This window comes from Flavobacterium sp. HJ-32-4 (assembly GCF_022532105.1).
Lineage (GTDB): Bacteria > Bacteroidota > Bacteroidia > Flavobacteriales > Flavobacteriaceae > Flavobacterium.
In genome coordinates this window covers 1772781-1794601 of sequence record NZ_CP092832.1, presented here as the reverse complement: position 1 = coordinate 1794601, position 21821 = coordinate 1772781, and the positions used below count along the sequence as shown (strand labels likewise).

Sequence of the window (21821 nt, the reverse complement as noted above, 5' to 3'; positions counted from 1 at the left end):
AAAAAACCCGCATTTCCTTTGTTTACGAAACCTTTACCCAAAGCCGAACGAACGGAAATTTTGATATATTTGAAGGGATGAAAAATAAAGTCAACAAAATCACGCTGATCTATATCTGCATTGCGATCCTTGTTGCCTTTTCGTCACTTAAGTTCCTCCATTTCATTACCAACGACGAGAACTTCATCCTGACCCACAGCATACGCGACCTGGTGCTGATTATCTTCTCGGCGCTCGTGCTGCGGTACTTCATCATCAACAACTTTAACCTCAACTACCGACGCTACCTCGGACTCGAACTTAGCAACAACGAGATACGGGAAGCGAAGGAACGCTATGATATCGTAGCGAAGGCGACCAGCGATACGATTTGGGACTGGAACATCACCACGCGGGAATTCGAATGGAGCAAAGGTATTGAGGAAGTTTTCGGCTATGCCCGTGAGGATGTCGGGACGGATGCCCAGTGGTGGTTTGACCGTATCCATCCGCAGGATAGCATCAAGATGTCTGTTAAACTCTACTCCTTCCTCGAACAGAAAACGCAGAAGTGGCAGGACGAGTACCGTTTTATGTGTAAGGATGGATCCTATAAATTCGTACTTGACCGGGGATTCCTGGTGATGGACGAGCAAGGAACACCCGTGCGGATGATCGGGGCCATGCAGGACATCACCCAGCGAAAGGAAGAAGAACGCCGATTGAAATTATTGGAAACGGTGATTACCAACACCAATGACGGTGTCGTCATTACCGATTCGGATGCATCGGAGGTGAGAATCCCGAAAATCCTCTTCGTGAATGAAGCCTTTACCCGGATGACGGGTTATGAATATATGGAAGCGGTAGGGAAATCGCCGCTTGATTTCTTTGGGGAAAAATCGAATAAGCCCGAAATCGACCGCTTGGCCGGATGTGTGGCGCAGAAAATTGCCTGCGAAATCGAGACGGTGGCGTATAAGAAGAATGGTGATACGTTTTGGCTACGGCTCTCAATGATACCTAACTTCAATTCGGAAGGCGAGCATACTCACTGGATTTCGATGCAGCGTGACATTACCGAACGCAAGCGACAGGAGAAAGAAAAGGAACAACTGATTACGGAGCTGACGCAAAACAACAAAGACCTCCGGCAGTTTTCCTATATCACGTCGCACAACCTTCGGGCCCCGTTGTCGAACCTGACAGGACTGCTGCGCATACTCGAAGACATCCCGATTGAAAATGCGGAACTGGCCATGATCCTGGACGGTTTCCGCAAGTCAACGCACCACCTCAACGAAACCGTAGCCGACTTAGGACGGGTGGTGATTATACGCGACAACCCTTCGATTGAAAAACAGGATATCGTGATTCGCGAATCGTGGGCGAATGTCACCAACCAAATCGACCGGATTATTGAAAACGCCCATGCTATCCTTACTTTTGAGGTAGAGGGAAGCGGCGTGTTACATATCAATAAAGCCTATTTCGAAAGCATTCTACTCAACTTGCTTACGAATGCCATAAAATACCGGAGTCCGGAGCGACCGCCCCAAATCGACATTCACTTCTATGAAGACGAAGAGGCGGTGCGATTGGTCTTCCGTGACAACGGGATCGGAATCGATGTGGAGAAATATAAAGAGAAGATCTTCGGGTTGTACCAACGTTTCCACAATTACCCTGACAGCAAAGGGCTCGGGCTTTACCTGGTGAAAAGCCAGATCGAAAGCATGGGCGGTTCGATTGAGATTGAAAGCGAACTCGATAAAGGAACACAATTCACCATACAATTCACCAAAACGTACTAGATGCCTCCAAAAATACTTTGTGTAGACGACGACCCCATAGCCCTGCTGCTCTCGAAGCTTGTGATTACGAAATCCGGGTTCGCAAACGACATCGTGACCTTGGCGAACGGACAGGAGGCGGTGGTGTATCTCCAGAACGAACTGCAAAAGACGGGCGGAAAAGGCCCGAAGCTGCTGATATTGCTTGACCTTAATATGCCGGTAATGGACGGTTGGGAATTCCTGCAGCAGTTTACGGAAAAGCTACAGGACGCCTACGCTGATACGCGTATTATCTTGCTTTCTTCCTCTGTGGATCCGAATGATATCCGGAAAGCGAAAGACTTTAGTATGGTGCTGGACTTCTTCCCAAAACCGTTGACGAAGGAAATGCTGGAGTCGATTATTGGGTTTTGAAAGGAGAGAGGAGAGAGGAGAGGAGAGGAGAGGAGAGGAGAGAGGAGAGAGGAGAAAGAGGAAAGAGAAAAGACGAGGACGGAAAAGAGAAGGCGGGCGTATGGGCTGCTTTCCAACAAGTAAAAACGAAAAGGCAGCCAACTCAATGACTGCCTCGTTTGTTTTTGGATATCGTAGGACTACTTAGAGTTTCGCTACGTGACGCGTCAACTTTGACTTCAGGTTAGACGCCTTGTTGTCGTGGATGATGTTTTTCTTGGCAAGCTTGTCGATCATAGAGATCACCGCTGAAAGCTTGGCAGAAGCCTCATTCTTATCGCTAGCCATACGCAGCGCTTTGATAGCGTTACGGGTGGTTTTATGTTGGTAACGGTTAAGCACGCGCTTCTTCTCGTTACTTCTGATTCTTTTCAGGGCTGACTTGTGGTTTGCCATCTTGTCGTTCTTTATTTTTAAACTGTAACTGTTGTAGTCCGTAGGGGAATCGAACCCCTGTTACCAGGATGAAAACCTGGCGTCCTAACCCCTAGACGAACGGACCTTATTAAAATCCTTCGTAGCCCGTAAGGGAATCGAACCCTTCTTACCAGGATGAAAACCTGGCGTCCTAACCGATAGACGAACGGGCCATCGCTTAATGCGGATGCAAAAATACAACTATTTTTTATACACGCAATAGACTCCCAGAATTTTCAGGAGTTTTTTTTATCCTGACCGAAAGACGCGGAAACAAAGGGAATTTCACGCTATTTGAGCAACTGAAATACAGCGGTTTATTGAATGTCTATCCTCAAGGCTTCCTCTCTCCTCTTTCCTCTTGCTTCTCTCCTCTCTCCCCTCTCCTAATACGCCTTCGCAAACAACACACGCCCTTTCGACGGTGCGCCGGTGAAAACACACGTTCCGGCTTCCTCTACTCGATCGAGCGGAATACAGCGGATCGTCGCTTTGGTGAGTTCCTTGATCTTCTCCTCCGTTTCCGGCGTGCCATCCCAGTGGGCAGACAGGAATCCGCCTTTGTTCTCGAGGACATCGCGGAACTCGTCAAACGAATTCACTTCGGTGATATGGCTGTTCCGATAGTCGAGTGCCTTCTGGAACAGCGCCTTCTGGATGTCGCCCAAAAGATCCGACACATACGATACAATCGCGTCAGCCGCTACGACTTCTTTTGTAAGGGTATCGCGGCGTGCCACCTCAAACGTTCCGTTTTCAAGGTCTTTCGGACCTATGGCGATGCGAACCGGCACCCCTCTCAATTCGTGTTCGTTGAATTTGAAGCCCGGACTCTGCGTGTCGCGATCGTCATATTTGACGGAAATTTTCAATTGACGGAATTGCGACACCAGTGATTTAGCCACCTCATTAATCTGAGCGCGCTGCTCGTCGTTACGATAGATTGGCACGATGACCACCTGGATGGGCGCGAGGTTTGGCGGAAGCACGAGTCCATTGTCGTCGGAATGCGTCATGACCAAAGCCCCCATCAGACGTGTCGACACGCCCCATGAGGTACCCCATACATATTCCTGTTTTCCTTCCTGGCTGGTGAATTTGACCTCAAACGCCTTGGCAAAGTTCTGGCCCAGGAAGTGAGACGTACCGGCCTGTAACGCCTTTCCGTCTTGCATGAGCGCTTCGATGCAGTAGGTTTCTTCAGCGCCGGCAAAACGTTCCGTTTCCGTCTTGAGTCCTTTGATGACGGGAATCCCCATAAACCCTTCGGCGAAATCGGCATATACCTGCATCATTTGTTCCGATTCGGCAATGGCTTCGGCTTTGGTGGCGTGGGCGGTATGTCCTTCCTGCCACAGGAATTCAGCCGTACGCAGGAACAGGCGTGTACGCATTTCCCAACGCACCACGTTGGCCCATTGGTTGATCAATAGCGGTAAGTCGCGGTACGATTGCACCCAATTGCGGTATGTCGACCAGATAATCGCCTCAGACGTTGGGCGTACGATAAGTTCTTCCTCTAACTTTGCATTAGGGTCGACCATTAGTTTGCCCGGCTTATCGGGATCGTTCTTCAGCCGGTAGTGGGTCACCACGGCGCATTCTTTCGCGAAGCCCTCGGCGTTCTTTTCCTCTGCCTCAAACATGCTCTTCGGAACGAACAGCGGGAAGTAGGCGTTGGTGTGTCCGGTTTCCTTGAACATCCTGTCCAGTTCCGCCTGCATTTTCTCCCAGATGGCATACCCGTATGGTTTGATGACCATGCAACCCTTCACGCCGGAATTTTCGGCGAGGTCGGCCTTGACCACCAGTTCGTTGTACCATTTCGAGTAATCCTCCGATCGCTTGGTGAGGTTCTTGCTCATAATCAATTCCGTGGGTCGTGAGTTTAACTTTAATTAACTAAAAAGTTTGGCAAAACTACTTATTTTTGTATTGTCCAACAATAAAAAAGCTATAGAGAAATGAAAGCGAACCTTCTTATAAACAAAGGCCTCGTTGGCGGCCTCGCGGCGCTTGCCGGCCTATTGGTGACGTCCTGTGCCTCATATCAGGACAGCAACAGCAGCCAACGACGTGTGGCCCAAAACGATACGAATCAGCCTACTGCTTCGGGCATGCAATATCAGGACTATTTTGGCTCCCTGAAAGAAGATGCCCAGGTACTGACCGACGTAGATAATTACACCACTGTCAACGACTCAACCGTAGCCGTTGAAAATGCCTCCTACCGCGCCAATGGCGGATGGGGAAGCCAACCTGACAACGTTACCATCAACGTCTATGACAACTCTTGGGGATGGAACTCCTGGTACGGCCCTTCATGGGGTTGGGGATGGGGTTGGAATTCCTGGTACGGACCCGGATGGGGCTGGGGTTGGAATGGCGGTTGGGGTTGGAACGCCGGATGGGGCTGGAACGCTGGCTGGGGCTGGGGTGCTGGCTGGGGTTGGGGCGGCTGGTATGGCGGAGGTTACTATCCGTATGTATACGGTGGCTCCCGCTATTACAACCGTCCTTATTATGCTACCAACGGCGGACGTCGTGTGTATACACAGCCCGGCGGACGTTATGCCGGTATCCGTGATTACAACACCGGCGGACGACGGGTTTACTCGACAGCATCTGGTCGTGGGGTAAGAACCTACAACACCGGTGGCCGCTCGTACTCGACCTCAACAGGCGGTCGTTCGTATTCGACGTCAGGTGGCCGTTCGTACAACTATCAGGGCACGTCAACACGTTCCAATACCAATAGCACGTATACGCCTTCACGCAGTTCGTCGTCGGGTTCGACACGTTCCTACACGCCCTCTTCTTCCGGTGGCCGTTCAGGCGGCGGCGGAAGCTACGGCGGTGGCGGTGGTGGCGGACGCTCTGGTGGCGGTGGCGGCCGACGTTAATCACATCAAACCTGTACTTCGGTGCAGGTTTTTCTTTTTAGCACCTATATTCCGGGATGGTAGTAGTGCAGCCCCGATCGCAGCGGAAAGCCCGGAGCCGGACGCGGCTGGTTTTGGACGGCACGCAGGGCGACCGGAGGAAGCCCCTGCGGGACGCACCAAAACCGCGGCGGGTGGCGAGGACTTGCAGCGAAGAGCGGGGAATGGCTGCCCTAAAGATACAGACGCGCGCGAACCGACGCACCGATTGAAAATAAAGCGTACTTTTGCAGCCGCAAATCACGGTCATATGAGAACCAAGTCGTTAAAGAAAAACCGCATCAACGTTATCACGCTCGGATGCTCGAAGAATGTCTATGACAGCGAAGTGCTGATGGGGCAACTGCGGGCCAACGGAAAGGAGGTGACGCATGAGGCGCCGGAGAAAGAGGAAGGGAACATCATTGTGATCAACACCTGTGGTTTCATCGACAATGCAAAGGAGGAGTCGGTCAACACGATTTTGGCGTATGCGGATAAGAAAGACCGCGGCCTGGTGGATAAAGTGTTTGTCACCGGCTGCCTGTCGGAGCGCTACCGCCCTGATCTCGAAAAGGAAATCCCGAATATCGACCAGTATTTCGGCACCACGGAACTGCCGTTGTTGCTGAAAGCCCTGGGGGCCGACTACAAACACGAATTGCTGGGCGAGCGACTGACGACGACGCCGAAAAACTACGCCTACCTGAAGATTGCCGAGGGATGTGACCGGCCGTGCAGTTTCTGCGCGATTCCGATCATGCGCGGAAAACACGTGTCGCAGCCGATTGAAAAGCTCGTGAAGGAAGCGGAAGTATTGGCGAAAAACGGCGTGAAAGAACTGATCCTGATTGCACAGGACCTGACCTATTACGGACTGGACCTGTATAAAAAACGGAACCTGGCCGAGCTTTTGGAAGCCCTGGTGAAAGTGGACGGCATTGAATGGATCCGTTTGCATTATGCGTTCCCGAGCGGATTCCCGATGGACGTGCTCGACCTGATGCGCCGCGAGCCAAAGATTTGTAACTATCTTGATATTCCGTTGCAGCACATTTCGGATAACATCCTGAAATCGATGCGACGGGGCACAACGCAGGCGAAGACCACACAATTGTTGCAGGACTTTAGGGCAGCGGTTCCGGGCATCGCAATCCGGACGACGCTTATTGTGGGATATCCGGGTGAAACGGAGGAAGATTTCCAGATATTGAAAGACTGGGTGAAGGAAATGCGCTTTGAGCGTTTGGGTTGTTTTACCTATTCGCACGAAGAGAACACCCATGCCTATCTGTTGGAAGACGACGTTCCGGCGGAAGTCAAACAGGCCCGGGCAAACGAGATTATGGAAGTGCAATCGGCTATTTCGTGGGAATTGAACCAGAAGAAAATCGGGAAGACCTTCCGGTGCATCATTGACCGCAAGGAGGGCGCGCATTTTGTAGGCCGCACCGAATTCGACAGTCCGGATGTAGACAATGAAGTATTAATAGATGCCTCGCTTTACTATCTGAAGACCGGGGAGTTCGTGGATGTACGTATCACCGACGCCACCGAGTTCGACCTGTATGGCGTGCCAGCCAGCCATGCGTAATCGAACGGTAATTTTGTATTTTTGATAAAACGCCCGCCATGAAACGGATTGCCTATACCCTACTCTTTGTTTTGGTTGCCTGTTCCTCCCAGGCTCAGATTCGCAACTACGGAATGGACCGCAGGATTGGCGGACCGGGCAGTGTTCCGTCAGGGCCCACGAACAGGGAACGCAAACCGGTTGATTATGTGCAGCTGTCACTTGATCGCATGGAAACCAACCTTAAACTGGATGCCCTGCAGAAAGCCGTGATCAAAGAAGCACTGAACGATTATTATAAAGTGGCGACGGCACTACAGACAGAAGACCTTCCGGCAGAGGGCAAATACGAAAAACTCAAAGTGGAGGCAGAAAAGATGGACAAGCGGATCCTGGAGATATTGAATGCGGACCAGAAAGCGAAGTATGCCGACATGAAGGCCAAGAAAGCGGCGAAGGGAAAAAAGAAAGGAAAGGGGAAAAAATCGGAAGACGAGCAACCCGACCTTACGAAACTCGACTCGCTTATGATGGCACAATAATAGAAAAACGCACGGCTTTTGACCGTGCGTTCCCTTTTTTAAATTGGTTTGAGTATTGTTTACGGCTTCACCGTTCCTTTGAACGTAAGCGTAATAGCGTTTGGATCGGCGGAGGTTGTCACCGTGAGCGTTTTGGTAAATGCGCCGACAGCCGCTGCGTTGTACGTGGCCTTTACCGTGCCCGTTTTCCCTGGCTTGATGGCTTCTTTCGTGAAGTCAGCGTTCGTGCAGCCGCATGAAGGGCGTACGTTGGTAACCTGAATGTCGGCTGAACCGGTGTTGGTGAACGTGAACTCGACTACCTTCGGCACATTGTGCTCGATCTCACCTAATTCAACGGTTTCGGATTGCCATGACAGCGCGCCGGCAAGGGCAAACGACATGAGCGACAACGCCCCGGCAATAAAAAGAACAAGTTTGGTTTTCATGTGTATGGTTTTTTCGGTTGGTTTCTTTGTCAAAAGTACACAGGCACTTCGGAGCGCTTTGTTAAGCGGTAGCGAACGTTTGTTAATGAGCTGTTAACGGTAAAATCTACCCGTATTTTTGGCTAATTTTCGGTGGTGAAAAAAAACCGGCTCAATAGCATCCTGTTTCTCGGACTGTTCGCAACGGCGGGCATTCTGGTCGCCCAGTTACTCTGGACGCGGCAGGCGTATACCATTGAAGAGAAGAAATTCAACCAGAAGGTACACATTGCCCTACTGGAAGTCGTCAAGAAACTGTATGAAGGCACCAACCGTGAACTGCCGGGCGAGAATCCGGTTCACAAAATTGCCAACGACTATTATGTGGTGAATGTCGACAACGACTTTGATCCGGAAATCCTGGAGTTTTACCTGAAAGCCGAGTTCGCCCGTTCGGGCATTTCCACTGATTTCGAGTACGCCGTTTACAACTGCCAAAGCGACGAAATGGTGTATGGCAAGTATGTGTCGATTACGCAGGGGCGAAAAAACAGCCGGGTGTACTTTCCGAAACACAAAAACCTGATTTACTACTTTGCGATCCGGTTTCCGAATGAGACGACCTATCTCTTTACGTCGTTGAAGTTCTGGTTCGGGTTGTCATTTGCCCTGGTGATCATCTTATTGGTATACGTGTACTCCATCCGTACGCTGTTGCAGCAAAAGAAGTACTCAGAGTTACAGCGGGATTTCATCAATAATATGACCCACGAATTCAAGACGCCGCTGGCCTCTATACTACTGGCATCCAATTACATCAACCGGCAAGAGGCGATAAAGAGCGATCCGAAGTTGTCGAAATATGCCGAGATCATCATCGGGCAATCGTCGAAGTTAAACGAGCATATCGAGAAAATCCTGACGATTGCGAAATCCGACGAGTCGCCGTTGCAACTCAATCCGACGCGGCTGTCGTTACTGCCGTTGCTGCAGGAGGCTGCGGAAAACATCCGTCTTAAACACGAAGAGGTCGACATCCGGATTGAATCGGGCTGTGATTACCTGATCAAGGCTGATGAGTTTCACCTCACGAACGTCGTATACAACCTTCTCGATAACTCCATCAAATATAGCGAACGGCCGCCCGTAATCGTGGTCTCCCTTTCGGAACACAAAGGTGTCCTGCAGCTTCGGGTGGCCGATAATGGCATCGGTATACCAGAGAAGAAACTGGCGCATATCTTCGATAAATTTTACCGGGTGCCCAACGTGAAAAGTAATGAAACGAACGGCTTCGGACTTGGACTCTACTACGTTCGAAAGATTTGTGACCTGCACCGATGGAAGATAAAAGCGGAGAATCTGCCGGAAGGACTCGCCCTAACGATTTCAATTCCTGACTATGAAACCAGCTAGGATTTTATATGCCGAAGACGATGCCACACTGGCTTTCCTTACGATTGACAGCCTGGAGGAAGCCGGTTACGACGTGACCCATTGCCCTGACGGACATGCCTGCCTCGAAGCATTTCGGGAGGGGACGTTCGACCTTTGTATCCTTGACATCATGATGCCCAAAGCAGACGGATTCGAAACCGCAGCGGAAATCCGGAAAAAGGATGCCCATATCCCGTTGTTGTTTCTGTCGGCCAAAGCCCTGAAGGAAGACCGCTTAAAGGGACTACGGTTGGGTGCGGATGACTATCTGGTGAAGCCCTTCAGTATGGAAGAGTTGCTCTTGAAAATCGACATCTTCCTCCGTCGGACGCGAAAGGAAGAAAAGTCGAACACCCACCACATTTCCATTGGGAAATATGCCTTTGACCCTACCAATTTTTACTTGTCGGACGCGGAAGGACGACACCAACTGACCCAACGGGAGTCGGATTTATTGCACTATTTCTGCCGCCATCAAAATACCATTATCCGTCGGGAGGATATCCTGAAGGCGATCTGGGGCGACGACGATTATTTTATGGGACGCAGCCTCGATGTATTCATTTCCCGCCTGCGGAAACTCTTCCCTAAAGGAGACGGACCCTGGATTGAAAACATCCATGGCATTGGGTTCCGGTTTGTGGTAGAAACGAGGTTATAGCGCCAGAAGTCCGTGTTCACGTAAGCTTCGTACCGCCTTCGACTGCCAGAAAAGTTCGAAATGCTCGAGACCGGCCGCTTCATACGCCTTTTGCCAATCGGCCCAGGCCATGGGTTTACCGGCATTGGGCCCTAGATCGGGTAGCGACGCCGCCAGCCACTCCCCTTCCGCTTTATCGAGCGTGACTTCTACCTGTGCGGTACGGGTATGGAATGACAATAACGTCGTTTCGAACGTACGCCCTTTTTTGCTGCGGATGGCATGACTGATGGTGGGGTTACCTCCTATCCAGACGAGTTTTGCAGTTGGTTTGGGCAGTAAGGCGTCCGGTTGTTCCAGTGCCTTTCGGATAAAATCGCGGGGGATGGTAGTTCGGGGGATGCGGAACTCAAACCAATCCTGCAGGGGAAAATCAAAACAGATGCCGTGCATGTAGTTGTAGAGCGACTTCCGGAGTCCGTAGGCAAACTTTTCATGGTCAATACCGGTACGATCGGCAAACTCGATGTCGTTGTTGGCGAATGTGCCGATGGCCTCTGTTTTTTTGATGACGCCGAAACGGTCGGGTTCGAGTCCAACCGGACTGTGTGCCGTCAGTGCGAACTGGTGCCAGAATCCGGATTGCACGACGCCTGCTTCGAAGAGTTGCCGCACCATTTCAAGGCTGTCGATGGTTTCCTGTTCGGTTTGGGTCGGATAGCCATACATCAAATAGGCATGCACCATGATACCGGCTTCGGTGAAATTACGGGTCACCCGCGCCACCTGTTCGACAGTTACGCCTTTATCGATAAGTGCCAGTAGGCGATCCGAGGCGACTTCGAGTCCGCCGGAAACCGCTATACATCCGGACGCGCGCAGAAGCCGACATAAATCCGGGCTGAAGCTTTTTTCAAAACGGATGTTCGTCCACCAAGTAACCGCCAGTCCGCGTTTGAGTATCTCCAGTGCCAATGCCCGCATCAGGGCCGGTGGTGCCGCCTCATCTACAAAATGGAAACCCGTTTGGCCGGTCTGTTCGACCAGTTCTTCCATCCGGTCGCAGAGCAGTGCAGCGGCAACGGGTTCATACAACTTGATATAATCGAGTGAAATGTCACAGAAGGTACATTTTCCCCAATAGCACCCGTGGGCCATGGTCAGTTTGTTCCACCGTCCGTCGCTCCACATGCGGTGCATCGGGTTCGTGACTTCCAATACCGACACATACCGGTCCAGCGGAAGGTCGCGGTAGTCGGGGGTTCCGACTGCGGATTGTTTGTAATCGGGGCGCAATGACGTATTGCGATACACGACAGTTCCGTTTTCAAGCAGAAATGTCCGCTTTAGTTCATCGTGGGAGCCGGTGCGGACGGCCTGATGCAGCAACTCCACGGGAAGTTCGCCATCATCGAGCGTTACATAATCCAGGAATTCAAATACACGGGCATCCGACAGTGAACGAAGTTCCGTGTTGGGAAAGCCGCCACCCATCGCCACCCTTATGGCAGGTCGCTGTTCTTTTGCCCATTGGGCACAGCGGAACGCCGAATAGAGGTTGCCCGGAAACGGTACGGATAGGAGTAATAGGTCGGCGGGGTGTTGTGTCAGTTTATCTAAAAGAAGTTGTTTCGTGAAGCGGTCTACAAACGATTCCGGACCTTTTAGCCGTTCGTACAACTCATCAAAAGTATGGGCCGAACGTCCGAGGCGCTCCGCATAGCGGCTGAAACCGAAGTCGGCGTCTACACACTCTACGATCAAATCCGAAAGGTCTTCGAGGTAAAGGGTTGCCAGGTGTTTGGCGCGGTCTTGCGTTCCCATTTCACCGAAAGCCCAGTCGAGTTCGGCCAGTGATTCAAAGCGCGAGGCTTCCGGCAGAAAGCCTTCCTGGCAAATCTGGAGTGCCAGTGTGGGATTCTTACCCTGAAGGAACGAAATGACCGGATCAATGGTTTGCAAATAGGCCGTTTTTAGCGCTAAAATCCGCGAGGCGTTAGGCGACTTTACAGGGGCTTTTTCGGCTTCCGAAAACACGTCCCGCAGTCCGCTTTTGCTAAAAATAGCGAGGAACACTTCGATACCCAGGTCTGCCTGCACCGACGAAATACCGCGCGTGGCGAGGAAGCCCTTGAGGTAGGCTGTGGCCGGATAGGGCGTATTCAGTTGCGTAAAAGGAGGTGTAAGGAGCAGCGTCACCATGCGGCAAAGATACAAACACAACCGTTCGCACTAATTAAGAAAATCCCTATCTTTCGCCTGTCAATGACCGTTTCATGAAGCCATTTGCCTGTCTTTTGTGGTTGGTGACCGTTGCCGCGGTCGCACAATCGCCTGCCACTACTTCCCAACCGCTTTCCGAAAAAGAAGCCTACCTGCAATGCATCGGCGCGCAACAACGACAGCCATCGGTCACGGCTCGTGTGACGCCACCACAAAATGCTGTTGGATTGTGTATGAACGGTAATTTTGAAGAATTTGTACCCGTTGGCACCACGAACATGTTGTCGCATTACGCCTACGCCACCGGTGACGCGCCGAATCCGTCGGAATGCCAGGCAGGCTCGATGGGACCGTTAGACGGCATCGCACAGTATGATCCGTCGCTCACATCTGTCATGGCGCGCACCGTGCCGTCGAATTATATTGACGAATTTATCGGACCGATTGGCGCTTTCGACCAGTTCGCGTTAATGATCAATTATAAAGAGTCGCCCATCATGCATTCAGTGGTGCGGACGAAACGCTTTAAGACCAATAACGAAACGGCCATTGTCTTTAACTATAAAGCCGTCCTTCAAAGCATCCTTGATGACGAGGCCCACGTAGACAACCAACCGTTCCTGAAAGCCCGCGTGCTCTCGCAGAGTGGCGCTGTGGTAAGTGAATTCTGTTTGATTGGGGATAAAGACAACTGCATCTTTACGACCGCTCCCTATCTGGAAGGCGGTAGTATCGTATTGTACACCAAAAACTGGCAGGTCGGCACATTGGATGTTTCCCAGATACCCGACAACCAGGAATTTACGATTGAGTTTATCGCGACTCGTTGCGGTCTCATGGGGCATTTTGGATATGTTTTCATTGATGATGTATGCTCCATCCATACAGATGAGACGCTACAGGGAAGTTTGACGCTCGATCCGATGTATGCGGATTGCCCCACCTTTCCTATGCAAATTTGCGGCAGCTACACCATCCCGAATTCAAACGGCATCTCGGCTTCGATGTCAAATGTCGTATTGAAATTGGCTACAACCACCGGAAGTTCCGTTTTTACGTCTACTACACCTCCTACCATCGATTCGGTAAACAAGCGCTTTTGTTTTACCGTGCCTGCCACGGCCTTTCCCAACACCACGTCGGCCTATAATGCCTCAGTATCGGCGGATTTCAACATTTCGGGTACGGGGTGCACCAGCGAGTTTGACGCCGCCATGGACGCCGATGCCAATCCCGGCCCGGATATCTCCTTCCTTAACTGTACCAACTGCGACCTCGACCTAACGGCTGCTTCCCTAAGCGAATGCGATCCTAACCACGACGGGAAAGCGTTCTTCAATCTGATCGAAGCAAATCCGTTGTTAGTCACCAACCAAAACGGCGTTTCTTTTTCCTATTTCACCACCTATGACGCAGCCGTGGCAAATATGGCCGCGATTACGAACGCCGGGAACTATGAAAGTATCAGTAAAGCGGTATATGTGAGGGTGACACAGTCTGCAAGTTGCTTCAAAATCATACCGTTGACACTTCTCGTCAGAAACCCAGTGGCTACCATCTCCGGCATATTGAATGTGTGCAACGGGGGTACGACACTCACTGCTTCCGATGGCATTTCGTACCAATGGTCGACGGGTGAAACCACGAAGAGCGTCGTTGTGAGTGCTACTGGAAGCTATTCTGTATCGATAACCGATTCTTTTGGTTGCACCAGTACGGCATCTGTGACAATTTCCCCTAACCAGGTCGCCATGCAGCCCGATTTGCAAATCATGCAACCGGATTGCTTTAGCGCAACGGGAACAATTACGGTTACATCGACAGCAGCCGAATATAGCTTTGATAACGGAGCCACATGGGGAACCAGTCCAACGGCGTCGGGTCTTGCGGTAGGCACCTACCGTGTAAAGGTCAAAACCGCAGTAGGCTGTATTTCATATGCCGTGCCGGTTACCATTAACCCCTTTTACCTCCCTTTCCCGGATTATAACAAAGTTGATCCCACCGAATGCGGGGGCACGGGCAGCATTACCATAACAACCCCCGCGGTCGCCTACAGTTTTGATGATGGCGCGACGTGGGGAACTTCAAATACACTGTCGGGCATTCCGTCGGGGACGTACCAAATTCGCTTCAAGAACCAGTTTGGCTGTATTTCGAATGCGAATAGTGTTGTATTGACGAGCGACTTCCTTCCGGATGCGACCTATACTACCGTCAACCCTACCTGTGGCACGGGAGGCAGTATCACTATCACCACGCCCGGATCAGAGTTCAGTTTTGACGGCGGTACGACTTGGGTAACAGATCCCACCTTGACCAATGCCAGTGACGACGAGACCTATATGATAAAAGTCAAAAATGCGCAGGGGTGTACGTCGCCGTCCGTATATGTCTATCTTACCGACTTCAGCTCCTCGTATCCAGAGGTAACCGAGGTACAGCCCCAATGCGGCGTGGGCGGAACCATTACCGTTACAACCGTAGCCGATTTCTACAGTTTCGACAACGGAGTGACATGGGGCACCGACCCTGTGGCGGCCAATTTGCCACCCGGAAACTATATCGTGAAGTTGAAAACCGCCTCTGGATGTATTTCATGGGGGAACTACAGCTATTTGTATGAGTTCCATTTACCGACGCCAAACTATACGACTACAGCTCCTTATTGTGGAGATGGCGGTACCATTTCCATTACTGACACTGCATCCGAATACAGCTTTGACAACGGCGTAACCTGGACAACCAATGCCATTGCGACGGGTCTTCCGGAAGGCAATTATAGGGTACTTGTTCGCAACGGAACGGGATGTACCTCTTACACGGCATGGGTATCGTTGTGGGAAACTTTTGAGCCCTCTCCGTATTACACCATCGTACAGCCTACCTGTACGACAAACGGCAGTATCACTATCACAACCACTGCCTCGCAATATAGCTTTGACGACGGTGTCACCTGGCAGAGTTCAAACACACGCAGCAATTTGACTCCCGGTCAATACGTTATCAAGACCAAAACCGCGGGCGGCTGCGAGTCCTACCGTAACTACGTATATCTGGAGGAACCCCATCTGGCCGATCCGATTGTCACCATTACCCATCCGTTCTGCCTTGAGACTACGGGTACGATTAGTATCGAACCCATCCCGGGCTCCGTGTATAGTTTCAATGGAGGCCAGTCGTTTCAAGCCTCAAACGTCAGTGGCCCGCTACTTCCAGGGTATTACGTACTTGTAGTCGAAGATGCCACGACCGGCTGCCAGTCACAACGCCAATACGCCTATATCAACTACCCCTATGGCATTCCACCTGCCCCGGTAGGCCCACCACAGCAGTTATTTTGCGTGCACAACAGCCCGACCGTGGCGTTCATAAAGGTTGACGGCCAAAACATCAAATGGTATGAAGACGCCGCCCTTTTACATCCGATCCCGGTCGATACGGCGCTTCAACACGAAAAGACCTATTACGCCACGCAGACAGTTGCGGGTTGTGAGAGTCAGGATGCCTTACGGGTGGATGTGTTGGTAGTGGAGTATGAAATTCTTGTGCATCCCTACGAAACGCCGGTTTGCGACGACGGGAATGACGGGCGCGAAATCATCGACCTGAACGAATACAACTTTGGATTGATTGAGGGATATGAAGCTTACCGCTTCGAATACTATACCACATATGAGTCGGCTGACGCAGCCTTCCCACCCGGACAGATTGCGACCGCTACCCATTTCGACCTGCCACAGAATGGGCCGACCACGGTATACGCACGGGTCATCGCTCCAAATGGGTGTTGGAGGGCCACCTCTCTGACGCTCCATCCGGTGCCTTCGCCTTTCCTCACCATGGACGATCATTATTATGTGTGCCAGGATAAATCGGTTATTCTGTATGCCGATCCCGGGTATAATACCTACCGATGGTCAACGGGTCAGGATACCGACCGCATCACCGTAACCGAACCAGGCGTTTACTCGGTTACGGTAGGACGCTACCACGGTATCGTGACCTGTACTTCAACCGTTGATGTCCAGGTCGACTTGTCCGCACCCGCTACCATTACCCACATCGACACATCCGACTGGACGGATCACGACAACAGCATTGCCGTTAATGTCACAGGCCCGGGCAATTATGAATACGCCCTTGACGGAGTTCACTATCAGGACAGTCCGCTGTTTACCGGATTGCTGAGCGGTTTTTACACCGTGTATGTACGTGATAAAAACGGCTGCGGCACGATTGAAAAGGAAACCTACTTACTGATGTACCCGAACTTTTTTACGCCAAATGGCGACGGGTATAACGACTTATGGTCGATCCGTTTTGCGTCTGCCGAACGCGATCTTGATGTCAAGATCTTTACGCGTGAAGGGAAGTTCGTTCGACAGTTACGCTATGATCAAAAGTGGGACGGAACGTATGACGGAAGGCCAATGCCTGCCGATGACTACTGGTTTTTGGTTACCCGTGCAGACGGTACCGAACACCGGGGCCATTTTGCGTTGAAGCGATAAACCGTCATCAGGCCGCGGCATTTTTGTACCTTTACCCTTCCAACGACTACAAGGATGCCCATAGAATCGATCGCCTACCGCGAAACCGGTTATTTTACCCCGCTAATCCTCGACTATATTGACGAGAACCCCGCTGTCAGGCCGCTCTATCATCGATTTCCATCGCTTGAAAACCTGTCGCAACAGGCAGACGAGAAAAAGGCAACCTTCCCGATGGCACGTCGCGAATCGCTCGTAAACGCTTTGAAGAGGCAGTATGACGGCGTGTCGGCTCCGGCTCCGGTGCAAGCCCATCTGGATGCACTGCTTCAGGATAATGCGTTTACCGTTACTACAGGTCACCAACTAAGCCTGTTCACCGGTCCGGCTTATTTCCTTTACAAAATCGTGACTACCATCCGATTGGCGGATACGTTGTCAAAATCGTATCCCGATAAAAAGTTTGTTCCCGTCTATTGGATGGCCACGGAAGACCATGATTTCGAGGAGATCTGTCAATTCCATTTCCATGGAAAAAAATTTCGATGGAACCGGGAAGCCAGTGGTGCCACCGGACGGATGGACCTAAAGGGGCTGGATGTGGTTTTTGAGCTTTTTTCAAAGGAAGCCGGAGACGGACGCAACGCCGATGAATTGCGTCGGTTGTTTAAGGATGCGTACCTGTCCCATAACTCGTTGGCCGCTGCGACTCGACACTTGGTAAACGATTTGTTTGGGCAGGACGGACTCGTGATTGTCGACGGCGACGACCCAGATTTAAAGAAAATTTTCACTCCCTGGATGGCCAAAGAGGTATCCGAATCGTTTTCTCACAAAGCGGTGACGGCGACCATCGCCAAAATGGGCGATTACAAGATACAGGTGAACCCCCGTGAAATCAATTTGTTTTATCTCGGAGAGGATTACCGCGAGCGGATCGTCCGAAACGGGGATGCTTTTACGGTTTTGGATACCGACCTCTCGTTTTCGCATGACGAGATGCTGGCGTTACTCGACACCTCACCCGAAAAAATAAGCCCGAACGTCATTTTACGCCCACTATATCAAGAGGTTATCTTACCCAACATCTGCTATATTGGGGGAGGCGGTGAAATTGCCTACTGGCTCGAACTTAAAGCGATGTTCGAAGTCGCAGGCGTGCCGTTTCCGGTCTTGTTACTACGGAATTCGGTGGCCGTCGCATCGGAGAAACAACAGGGAAAAGCAGCGCGTCTGGGGCTCACGCTCTCGGATCTTTTTCGTACCGAAACTGCTTTACAGGACCTTGTCGTGTCGAAGGTTTCCGCTGCCACGGTAGATTTTTCAGCCCTCCGGCAACAGCTCCATCAGCAATTCGCCCTTCTACATGAAGCCTTGCACCAAACCGACCCTTCGTTCGCAGGAGCGGTGAAAGCACAGGAGCAAAAACAGTTGGCCGGACTTGACCGTTTGGAGAGCCGTTGGCGAAAAGCGGAACGACGCAAGCACGCGGACGTAGCGGAGAGAGCAGTGGCGTTGCGCCGGGCACTCTTCCCGTTGGGAGGCTTACAGGAACGCACGGTACACTTCGGGGATTTTTACGAGTTGTACGGAAAGGAGTACCGTTTGGCGCTCAACCAGCTACAACCCCTAGACGCCTTGTTTTCCATCGTCGTGATGCCCTAATCATCATTTTAGTAAATTTGACGCCGAAAAAACAAAAAGTTATGAATACTCAAACGTTTTCGCTTTCGGTTTTGACGTTTGCTTAAACGTTTGCGTGCCGTTTTTTTGTAGTTTTCCCGCAATAACCTAAAAAAAAAACTACATGAAAAGAATTCTACTCGCGTTAGCCATTCTATTCTCGACACTGGGCGTGACAGCGCAGGGTGTGGGAATCGTAGGAAGTTCTTTGGGCAGTTGGGACAATGATGTTTTCATGCAATCCACTGACAATGTGAACTGGACGTTGGAGAACCAAGTGTTTGGGACCGGGGCCATTAAGTTCCGATTGAACGGTTCTTGGACGACCAATTGGGGCGGATCATCGTTCCCTAGCGGAACAGCCGTACAAAACGGCCCGGATATCGTGGTCACCCCCGGCGTTTATAATGTGGCCTTTAACAGCACCACCGGCGCGTATGCTTTCACGCCCGCTGTTACCTTCCCGAGTATTGGCGTGATTGGAACGGCAGTATCGGCAAATGGATTCGGCGGACCGGATGTTGACATGGTGACCACCGATGGAATCACGTACACGCTCTATGCGTATGGATTTTCAGCCGGTGAACTCAAATTCCGACAGGATGACGCCTGGACTTCCAATTGGGGAGGAAACGGGTTCCCGTCTGGAACAGCAGTACTAAACGGTAACAACATCGTAGTACCGGCTGGCTATTACACTGTTACACTGAACATCCAGACCGGCGCTTATAGTTTTACATTCCCGAGCGTCGGCGTAATCGGAACAGCGCTTCCTAATGGATTTGATGGACCGGATGTGGATATGACGACTTACAATGGTGAAACCTATGTGCTTTACAACTATACGTTCACGGCAGGGGAAGTTAAATTCCGCCAAGACGATAGTTGGACGGTAAATTGGGGCGCTGCTGACTTCCCGTCTGGTACCGGCACGCAGGGTGGAGCGAATATCCCGGTGACTGCCGGAAACTACACTGTGAACTTCAACCGCGTAACCGGGGTGTACTCGTTCGATACACCTATCGTATATGATAACGTAGGATTGATTGGAACTGCGGTCACCGCAAATGGTTTCGATGGCCCAGACGTTGACTTGACGACTGTGGACGGTATCACATACACCCTCGACAATTACGCGTTCACAAACGGTGAGGCGAAATTCCGACTCAATGACGCCTGGGTGACCAGTTGGGGCGCGGCTAGTTTCCCTTCCGGGATAGGCCAGGACCCAGGAGTAAATATCCCGGTGGTAGCCGGAACGTACTCTGTGACCTTTAACAGGGCAACGGGTGCTTACAGCTTCGTCGGAACTCCTACCTTCCCAACAGTCGGCATCCTCGGACCTGCCGTAAACGGATGGGACGTAGCAGATACCAACCTCACTACCACCGACGGTATCACCTACACACTATTGAACTTTACATACCAATCAGGCGAGGCAAAAATCCGTCTGAACGATGCATGGGCTACAAGCTGGGGAAGTAACTCCTTCCCTGCCGGAGGAAACGACGGAAGTAACATCGTCATCCCTGCGGGAACGTATGACCTATCGTTCAACATCCAAACCGGCGAATACTCGTTTACCGCCACCGGCACCTGGCCGATGATCGGTATCCTCGGAACGGCAGTTGACGCAAATGGCTTCGGCGGACCTGACACCGATCTCACTACGACGAATGGTATCATTTATACCCTCACCGACTGGACCTTCACCGCAGGCGAAGCGAAGTTCCGCTACGATGACGCGTGGGATATCAATTACGGTGGCGTTTTCCCAGCGGGATCTGCCGTTGCGGGTGGCGATAACATCCCGGTTCCGGCCGGAGTATACACCGTTACCTTTAACCGGGCTACCATGACCTACAACTTTGCAGGCCAGGGCTTCGCGGCTATCGGTATCCTCGGAGATGCCGTACCAGGCGCACCTTTCACAGGTCCGGATTTGGATTTGGTAACGACGGATGGTGTCAATTATTCGATTGACGGACTCGACCTCGTGACCGGTTTCTGCAAATTCCGTGAGAACAATGCATGGGATGTCAACTGGGGTGGACCTAACTTCCCTTCCGGTGTGGCCACACAAGGCGGATCGGATATCCCGGTGGCTACGAATCGTTATAACATCGATTTCAACCGCACGACAGGTGAATATAACTTTGGCTTTGTCAGTATTGGAATGATTGGAAACGCTGTGGGTAGCTGGGACAACGACGTAGTGACCCTCACGACGACCGATGGTGTCAATTATACTGCTACCGCAGTTCCATTGGTGGCGGGCGAACTCAAATTCCGTGAAAACGGCAAATGGGCCGTAAACTGGGGATCTGCTGACTTCCCAACCGGAACGGGCACACAGGATGGTGCCAATATCGTAGCGACAGAAGGCACGTATGACGTCACCTTCAATCGTCTGACGGGTGCCTATACATTCGTATTCCTGGGCGTGGAAGATTTCGGAGGCCGTTCCTTTGCGGTATATCCAAACCCATCGAATACCTCATGGACATTCAATGGTAGCGGCCGCCGTATCGACTCGGTCATCATCACAGATATGACAGGTAAAATCGTACGCCAACAAAACGCGAATACGGATGCGGTGACAGTAGATGCGTCTGCCCTGCCAGCCGGATTCTACCTCGCGCGAATCGTAGGCGAAAAGGCAACGGCAACACTGAAAGTCGTTCGCAACTAAAAATCTATTTGGGTTATGATAAGTTCCCCGTGGCACTCGTGGTCACGGGGAACTTTTTTGTTTGAATTCGCACAAAAAAGACTACTTTTGCACCAAATTTTAAAAATAAAATGGCTACAAACAGAACTTTTACGATGATCAAGCCGGATGCTGTTGAAAACGGACATATCGGTAACATCCTTGCCATGATCACCAATGCAGGATTCAAGATCGTCGCACTGAAACTCACCCAAATGACAACCGCTGATGCCCAGGCGTTTTACGCGGTGCACGCTGCCCGTCCGTTTTTCGGCGAACTCGTTGAGTTCATGACACGCGGACCGATCGTAGCAGCCATTCTTGAAAAAGAGAATGCAGTGGAAGACTTCCGTACGCTGATTGGATCGACCAACCCGGCCGATGCAGCCGAAGGAACCATCCGCAAGGCATATGCCACTTCTATTGGTGAAAATGCCATCCACGGATCGGATAGCGATGAAAACGCAGCCATTGAAAGCGCGTTCCATTTCGCTGGACGGGAGCAATTCTAATCGGAATCGTATCGTATAAAAGAGGCTGTCTTTCG

15 protein-coding genes and 2 tRNA genes are annotated in these 21821 nt (G+C 51.3%); 11 read left to right on the top strand and 6 right to left on the bottom strand.

Features of this window, described 5'->3' with window-relative positions:
* Window positions 1-77: 77 nt before the first annotated feature.
* Both MKO97_RS07390 and MKO97_RS07385 read left to right on the top strand, forming a co-directional pair.
* Window positions 78-1793 carry a PAS domain S-box protein gene (locus MKO97_RS07390; protein WP_241102571.1) on the top strand — a complete coding sequence of 572 codons (1716 nt, stop codon included), beginning with the start codon at window positions 78-80 and terminating at the stop codon, window positions 1791-1793.
* Window positions 1794-2189: a response regulator gene (locus tag MKO97_RS07385; RefSeq protein WP_241102570.1), complete on the top strand. Its 396-nt coding sequence runs from the start codon at window positions 1794-1796 to the stop codon at window positions 2187-2189.
* Between the two features lie 183 nt (window positions 2190-2372).
* Here the strand turns inward: MKO97_RS07385 and rpsT are convergent, their stop codons facing one another.
* The 4 genes from rpsT to proS form a co-directional block, all read right to left on the bottom strand.
* Window positions 2373-2624, bottom strand: coding sequence for a 30S ribosomal protein S20 (gene rpsT, locus MKO97_RS07380; RefSeq protein WP_241102569.1), 252 nt, complete (start codon window positions 2622-2624; stop codon window positions 2373-2375).
* Between the two features lie 34 nt (window positions 2625-2658).
* Window positions 2659-2730: transfer RNA gene (locus MKO97_RS07375), tRNA-Glu, on the bottom strand.
* Window positions 2731-2746: 16 nt separating this feature from the next.
* A tRNA-Glu gene (locus MKO97_RS07370) sits at window positions 2747-2818 on the bottom strand.
* 213 nt (window positions 2819-3031) lie between these two features.
* Entirely contained in the window at window positions 3032-4510 is a 1479-nt protein-coding gene (gene proS / locus MKO97_RS07365; RefSeq protein WP_241102568.1) for a proline--tRNA ligase, read from the bottom strand.
* A gap of 99 nt (window positions 4511-4609) precedes the next feature.
* Here proS and MKO97_RS07360 point away from each other — a divergent pair, with 99 nt between their 5' ends.
* From MKO97_RS07360 to MKO97_RS07350, 3 genes are all read left to right on the top strand, one after another.
* Window positions 4610-5548 (top strand): hypothetical protein, encoded by a 939-nt coding sequence (locus MKO97_RS07360; RefSeq protein ID WP_241102567.1) that lies wholly within the window; start codon window positions 4610-4612, stop codon window positions 5546-5548.
* A gap of 289 nt (window positions 5549-5837) precedes the next feature.
* The gene (rimO, locus tag MKO97_RS07355) at window positions 5838-7160 is read left to right on the top strand and encodes a 30S ribosomal protein S12 methylthiotransferase RimO (RefSeq protein WP_241102566.1); all 1323 of its coding nucleotides are present in this window, start codon (window positions 5838-5840) and stop codon (window positions 7158-7160) included.
* Between the two features lie 38 nt (window positions 7161-7198).
* Window positions 7199-7681 carry a hypothetical protein gene (locus MKO97_RS07350; protein WP_241102565.1) on the top strand — a complete coding sequence of 161 codons (483 nt, stop codon included), beginning with the start codon at window positions 7199-7201 and terminating at the stop codon, window positions 7679-7681.
* A gap of 59 nt (window positions 7682-7740) precedes the next feature.
* Here the strand turns inward: MKO97_RS07350 and MKO97_RS07345 are convergent, their stop codons facing one another.
* Window positions 7741-8109: a DUF1573 domain-containing protein gene (locus MKO97_RS07345; RefSeq protein WP_241102564.1), complete on the bottom strand. Its 369-nt coding sequence runs from the start codon at window positions 8107-8109 to the stop codon at window positions 7741-7743.
* Window positions 8110-8244: 135 nt separating this feature from the next.
* Here MKO97_RS07345 and MKO97_RS07340 point away from each other — a divergent pair, with 135 nt between their 5' ends.
* Window positions 8245-9504, top strand: coding sequence for a sensor histidine kinase KdpD (locus tag MKO97_RS07340; protein WP_241102563.1), 1260 nt, complete (start codon window positions 8245-8247; stop codon window positions 9502-9504).
* Window positions 9491-10186 carry a response regulator transcription factor gene (locus MKO97_RS07335; protein ID WP_241102562.1) on the top strand — a complete coding sequence of 232 codons (696 nt, stop codon included), beginning with the start codon at window positions 9491-9493 and terminating at the stop codon, window positions 10184-10186. The genes MKO97_RS07340 and MKO97_RS07335 overlap by 14 nt, the downstream gene beginning before the upstream one ends.
* Here the strand turns inward: MKO97_RS07335 and MKO97_RS07330 are convergent.
* Complete coding sequence (locus MKO97_RS07330; RefSeq protein ID WP_241102561.1) at window positions 10181-12367, bottom strand: radical SAM protein; 2187 nt, start codon at window positions 12365-12367, stop codon at window positions 10181-10183. The two genes, MKO97_RS07335 and MKO97_RS07330, sit on opposite strands and share 6 nt — an antisense overlap.
* Before the next feature lie 74 nt (window positions 12368-12441).
* Between MKO97_RS07330 and MKO97_RS07325 the strand changes: the two genes are divergently transcribed.
* The 4 genes from MKO97_RS07325 (at window position 12442) to MKO97_RS07310 (ending at window position 21786) form a co-directional block, all read left to right on the top strand.
* On the top strand, window positions 12442-16902 hold the full coding sequence (locus MKO97_RS07325) for a T9SS type B sorting domain-containing protein (protein WP_241102560.1): 4461 nt from the start codon (window positions 12442-12444) through the stop codon (window positions 16900-16902).
* A gap of 54 nt (window positions 16903-16956) precedes the next feature.
* Complete coding sequence (bshC, locus tag MKO97_RS07320) at window positions 16957-18546, top strand: bacillithiol biosynthesis cysteine-adding enzyme BshC (protein WP_241102559.1); 1590 nt, start codon at window positions 16957-16959, stop codon at window positions 18544-18546.
* A gap of 142 nt (window positions 18547-18688) precedes the next feature.
* The gene (locus tag MKO97_RS07315) at window positions 18689-21256 is read left to right on the top strand and encodes a SusF/SusE family outer membrane protein (protein ID WP_241102558.1); all 2568 of its coding nucleotides are present in this window, start codon (window positions 18689-18691) and stop codon (window positions 21254-21256) included.
* A gap of 110 nt (window positions 21257-21366) precedes the next feature.
* Window positions 21367-21786, top strand: a complete 420-nt coding sequence (locus MKO97_RS07310; protein WP_241102557.1) for a nucleoside-diphosphate kinase — start codon at window positions 21367-21369, stop codon at window positions 21784-21786.
* Window positions 21787-21821: the final 35 nt, after the last annotated feature.

What these genes read in the sequence shown, in the direction of transcription:
- MKO97_RS07390 (WP_241102571.1), top strand. Translation starts at nt 78, where the DNA reads ATGAAAAATAAAGTCAACAAAATCACGCTGATCTATATCTGCATTGCG.
- MKO97_RS07385 (WP_241102570.1), top strand. Translation starts at nt 1,794, where the DNA reads ATGCCTCCAAAAATACTTTGTGTAGACGACGACCCCATAGCCCTGCTG.
- rpsT (WP_241102569.1), bottom strand. Translation starts at nt 2,624, where the DNA reads ATGGCAAACCACAAGTCAGCCCTGAAAAGAATCAGAAGTAACGAGAAG.
- proS (WP_241102568.1), bottom strand. Translation starts at nt 4,510, where the DNA reads ATGAGCAAGAACCTCACCAAGCGATCGGAGGATTACTCGAAATGGTAC.
- MKO97_RS07360 (WP_241102567.1), top strand. Translation starts at nt 4,610, where the DNA reads ATGAAAGCGAACCTTCTTATAAACAAAGGCCTCGTTGGCGGCCTCGCG.
- rimO (WP_241102566.1), top strand. Translation starts at nt 5,838, where the DNA reads ATGAGAACCAAGTCGTTAAAGAAAAACCGCATCAACGTTATCACGCTC.
- MKO97_RS07350 (WP_241102565.1), top strand. Translation starts at nt 7,199, where the DNA reads ATGAAACGGATTGCCTATACCCTACTCTTTGTTTTGGTTGCCTGTTCC.
- MKO97_RS07345 (WP_241102564.1), bottom strand. Translation starts at nt 8,109, where the DNA reads ATGAAAACCAAACTTGTTCTTTTTATTGCCGGGGCGTTGTCGCTCATG.
- MKO97_RS07335 (WP_241102562.1), top strand. Translation starts at nt 9,491, where the DNA reads ATGAAACCAGCTAGGATTTTATATGCCGAAGACGATGCCACACTGGCT.
- MKO97_RS07330 (WP_241102561.1), bottom strand. Translation starts at nt 12,367, where the DNA reads ATGGTGACGCTGCTCCTTACACCTCCTTTTACGCAACTGAATACGCCC.
- MKO97_RS07325 (WP_241102560.1), top strand. Translation starts at nt 12,442, where the DNA reads ATGAAGCCATTTGCCTGTCTTTTGTGGTTGGTGACCGTTGCCGCGGTC.
- bshC (WP_241102559.1), top strand. Translation starts at nt 16,957, where the DNA reads ATGCCCATAGAATCGATCGCCTACCGCGAAACCGGTTATTTTACCCCG.
- MKO97_RS07315 (WP_241102558.1), top strand. Translation starts at nt 18,689, where the DNA reads ATGAAAAGAATTCTACTCGCGTTAGCCATTCTATTCTCGACACTGGGC.
- MKO97_RS07310 (WP_241102557.1), top strand. Translation starts at nt 21,367, where the DNA reads ATGGCTACAAACAGAACTTTTACGATGATCAAGCCGGATGCTGTTGAA.